The organism is Rhizobacter sp. P2_H3 (genome assembly GCF_056403355.1).
Window position 1 is genome coordinate 1 of sequence record NZ_JBFUFQ010000356.1, and the last position, 4,022, is coordinate 4,022.

General features: G+C 66.1%; 6 protein-coding genes. All 6 read right to left on the bottom strand.

Annotated elements, in window-relative coordinates; translation table 11 throughout:
• On the bottom strand, positions 1–1,101 hold a 1,101-nt coding region (locus AC1D1T_RS30690; protein ID WP_477993195.1), incomplete at its 3' end, for a DnaB-like helicase N-terminal domain-containing protein.
• A 138-nt stretch (positions 1,102–1,239) separates the two neighbouring features.
• Positions 1,240–1,692, bottom strand: coding sequence for a 50S ribosomal protein L9 (rplI, locus tag AC1D1T_RS30695; RefSeq protein WP_047502603.1), 453 nt, complete (start codon positions 1,690–1,692; stop codon positions 1,240–1,242).
• A gap of 11 nt (positions 1,693–1,703) precedes the next feature.
• Positions 1,704–1,994 carry a 30S ribosomal protein S18 gene (gene rpsR / locus AC1D1T_RS30700; protein WP_047502601.1) on the bottom strand — a complete coding sequence of 97 codons (291 nt, stop codon included), beginning with the start codon at positions 1,992–1,994 and terminating at the stop codon, positions 1,704–1,706.
• A 51-nt stretch (positions 1,995–2,045) separates the two neighbouring features.
• On the bottom strand, positions 2,046–2,327 hold the full coding sequence (priB, locus tag AC1D1T_RS30705) for a primosomal replication protein N (protein WP_047502598.1): 282 nt from the start codon (positions 2,325–2,327) through the stop codon (positions 2,046–2,048).
• A 37-nt stretch (positions 2,328–2,364) separates the two neighbouring features.
• Positions 2,365–2,727 (bottom strand): 30S ribosomal protein S6, encoded by a 363-nt coding sequence (gene rpsF, locus AC1D1T_RS30710; protein WP_047502595.1) that lies wholly within the window; start codon positions 2,725–2,727, stop codon positions 2,365–2,367.
• A gap of 151 nt (positions 2,728–2,878) precedes the next feature.
• On the bottom strand, positions 2,879–4,022 hold a 1,144-nt coding region (locus AC1D1T_RS30715), incomplete at its 5' end, for a VC_2705 family sodium/solute symporter (protein WP_477993197.1).

A 4,022-nucleotide genomic window follows, 5' to 3' on the forward strand; every position in this document is an offset into this window, starting at 1 on the left:
GTCGCCGATGAGAGCACCGAGCAGCCACGGGTCGACCGGCAGCGCATCGAGGTGACCGAAATCACCGGTCGCGCAATCGATCCAGAGACGGCCCTGGTAGCGCGGCTTCTGCAGCATCACCCGCAGCTCGGCGGTGCTCAGCACGCGCGGTTCTTTCCAGCTGCGGAAATGCACGCGCCACAGATGCTCGTCGCAGCACTCGGCCGACCGGCCATCGGAGAAGCGGACGCGCCAGACGTCCTTCTCACCCTGCGGGTAGAGGCCGGTGACGATCGACGGCCGCCCGTCGACCGACGCGACCGCATCGCCGACTTCGAGCTCGCCCATGCGCTTCCAGGCCGACAGCGTGCGCACCCGCGCATCCAGCGGCTGCGCCTTGCCCATCGAGGGCCGCGCTGCCAGCACGATCAGGTCGCCCGGCTGCAGCCCGGCGGTCATGCGGTCCATGTCGAAGAAGCCGGTGCGCACGCCGGTCACTTCCTCGGCGCCGTTCTCGTGCAACTCGTTGACGCGGTCGATCAGCTGCACCACCAGCGTGTCCATGCTGATGAAGCCCTGGCGCGAGCGTGAGCCCTCTTCGCCGATCTTGAAGATCTTGCTTTCGGATTCGTCGAGGATCTGCGAGACCGGCCGGCCCTGCGGATTGAACGCCGCGGTCGCGATCTCGTCGCTGGCGGCCACCAGCTTGCGCAGCACCGCGCGCTCGCGGACGATCTCGGCATAGCGGCGCAGGTTGGACGCGCTCGGCACGCTCTGCGCGAGCGCGTTCAGGTAGGTCAGCCCGCCGCAATCGGCCGCCTTGCCCAGGCCCTGCAGCTGCTCGAACACGGTGATCACGTCGGCCGGCTTCGAGCCGTTGATCAGCCCGCCGATCGCCGCGTAGATCAGCTTGTGCTCGTAGCGGTAGAAGTCGGTGTCCTGCAGCAGGTCGCCGCAACGGTCCCAGGCACTGTTGTCGAGCAGCAGGCCGCCGATGACGCTCTGCTCAGCCTCGATCGAATGCGGCGGCACGCGCAGGCGCGCCACCTCGTCATCTTCCGCACCGTGGCTGCGCGCTGCGTCGGATCCGAATTGCGGGGGGAGATTGAAAACCGAGGACATCGATACTTCCTGTGGGCAACCCTGTGGACATCCCTGTTGGCATCCGGTGATCAAGCACTGGACAACCGCGGAGAACTCGCGCCCCAATGAAAAAGGGCCGGCGAAGCCGACCCTTTTGTCGAGGCGCGAGGCGCAACCTTAGTCGGTTTCGCCGACCACCACAACCTTGACATCCACGACCACATCAGTGTGCGGCGCCACCGACACGACGTGCTCGCCGACCGTCTTCAGCGGACCGTTGGGCAGGCGAACCTGCGCCTTGGCGATCTTGAAGTCGATGCGCGTCAGCGCTTCGGCGATGTCGTTGTTGGTCACCGAGCCGAACAACCGGCCATCCACACCCGCCTTTTGCGTGATGTGAACGGTGCGGCCGCTCATCTTCTCGCCCAGCGCTTGCGCGGTGGCGAGCTTGTCGGCAGCGGCCTTTTCGAGTTCGGCGCGCTTGGCTTCGAATTCCTTGATTGCGACCGGCGTCGCACGGCGTGCGGACTTGGTCGGGATCAGGAAGTTGCGTGCATAACCGTCCTTGACCTTGACGACATCGCCGAGGTTTCCGAGGTTGCCCACTTTTTCGAGCAGGATCACTTGCATGGTGTGGCTCCTCAGACCTTGTGCTGGTCGCTGTACGGCAGCATCGCCAGGAAGCGCGCGCGCTTGATGGCGGTGGTCAGCTGACGCTGGAAGAACGCGCGCGTGCCGGTCAGGCGTGCGGGCGTGATCTTGCCGTTCTCACCGATGAAATCGCGCAAGGTGTCGATGTCCTTGTAGTCGATTTCCTTGACGCCGGTCACCGTGAAGCGGCAGAAGCGCTTGCGGCGGAACAGCAGGGATTGTTGGTTGCGCTTGGGCTTGCGGTCCTTCGAGAACCGACCTTTACCACGTGGCGGGGGCATATTTCACCTCACTTGAATATCAGATTCGGACAAACAGGTTGAGCACGGGGCTCATTCGAATTCGGTCACATGGAACAGCGTGCCGCGACCGCTGCGCATTGCTGACAGAAAGCCGGCGAAGGTGCCTGTGCTTCCGATCGGCAGTGCCTGCAGGCGCCGTGTGATGTCACCGATGGCCACGGCCCGGATCTCCAGGGAGACTCGGCGGACCTGGCCGGATTCGCTGACCTGCGATTCGTGCTTGAGGCTCAAATCGAAGGCCGGCAGCCCGGCCGGTGTGTATCTCACGGCCCCTCGCTCCACCACTTGCGCCGCCAGAACCAATCGGTTCATGCAACGCCCGGGTGACAGCCGCGGGACCTCACCGTTCTCAGGCTGCAGCTTCCTGCGGGGCCTTGCGGGACTCTTCCTTCTCGACCGCCTTCATCATCACCGACGGACCGGTGTCGGCCTGGGGGCGAACGACGGTCAGGTGACGCAGCACGGCGTCGTTGAAGCGGAAGCCTGTTTCCAGCTCGCCGAGGACTTCCTTGCTGCATTCGATGTTGATGCAGAGGTAGTGGGCCTTGGCCAGCTTCTGGATCAGGTAAGCCATCTGGCGACGGCCCCAATCTTCCACACGGTGGACCTTGCCGCCGCCGGCGGTGATCACACCCTTGTAGCGCTCCAGCATGGCCGGAACCTGTTCGCTCTGATCCGGATGGATGAGCAAGATGATTTCGTAGTGACGCATTGAAACTCCTTTTGGATTTGCGTCCTCTGCCCTTCAGTGAATCGAAGGCTTTGGACACGGAACCACCCCAAGCGTCGTCTGGGTGTGGCAAGGCGAACCCGGGATTCTACTCAGAAATCGGGTGAGTGGACATTTTTCTGTCTTGGCAGATTCAAGGCGAGCGAAGGCGATCGAGGAAAGCCTGCGTCTGCGGCCCCGGCGCCGGCCCCAGCAGGCTGCCGATGACCGTCGCCGCGAAGCCCGCCGGCACGCCGAACACGCCCGCCGAGATCGGCTGAATGCCGAACCACAGCCGCCCCGGCACCTGCACGCCCAGCAGCCCGCGCATCCAGGGCTCGTTCATCGCCATGTAGTACAGCGTCACCGACAGCCCGACCAGCATGCCCAGCACCGCGCCCTGGCGGTTGGCGCGCCGCCAGAACACCCCCAGCACCAGCGCCGGGAAGAAGGCCGAGCCGGCGAACGAGAACGCCGCCGACACCAGGAAGACGATGTCCGCCGGCTTCTGCGTCGCGAGCGCCGCCGCCGCCAGCGCGACCAGCAGCAGCATCACCTTCGACAGCATCACCCGCAGCCCGCCGGCGGCGTGCGGATCGAGCGTGCGGTAGTACACGTCGTGCGACAGCGCGCTCGAGATCGTCAGCAGCAGCCCGTCGGCGGTCGACAGCGCCGCCGCCAGCCCGCCGGCCGCCACCATGCCCGAGACGACGTAGGGCAGCCCGGCGATCTCGGGCGTGGCCAGCACGATGATGTCGGCGCCGATGCGGATCTCGCCCAGCTGCAGCACGCCGTCGCGGTTGATGTCGGCCACCGACAGCAGCGTCGGGTCGACCTTGGCCCAGTTCGCGATCCAGGCCGGCAGCTGCTCGAAGGGCGTGCCGACCAGCGAGGTGAACAACTCGTACTTCACCAGCACCGCGAGCGCCGGCGCCGACAGGTACAGCAGCAGGATGAAGAACAGCGACCAGGTGACCGATTGCCGCGCCTGCCGCACCGACGGCGCCGTGTAGCAGCGCGCCAGGATGTGCGGCAGCGCCGCGGTGCCGATCATCAGGCAGAACACCAGCGCGATGAAGTTGCGCCGCGAATCGTCGAAGGCCTCGCGCTCGCCCGGCGTGCCGTCGGGATCACCCGCAAACGGCGTGCCGTGCGGCGGCATGCCGCCCAGCGGATGCGCCCTCGCCTCGTTGRCCGCCTGCGACTGCGTCCACGCGATGCGCGCCGCGGCCTCGTCGGCCGGCAGCGACAGCAGCAGCTTCTCGGCCGCCTGCAGTTCGGCCAGCGAGGCACCGGCC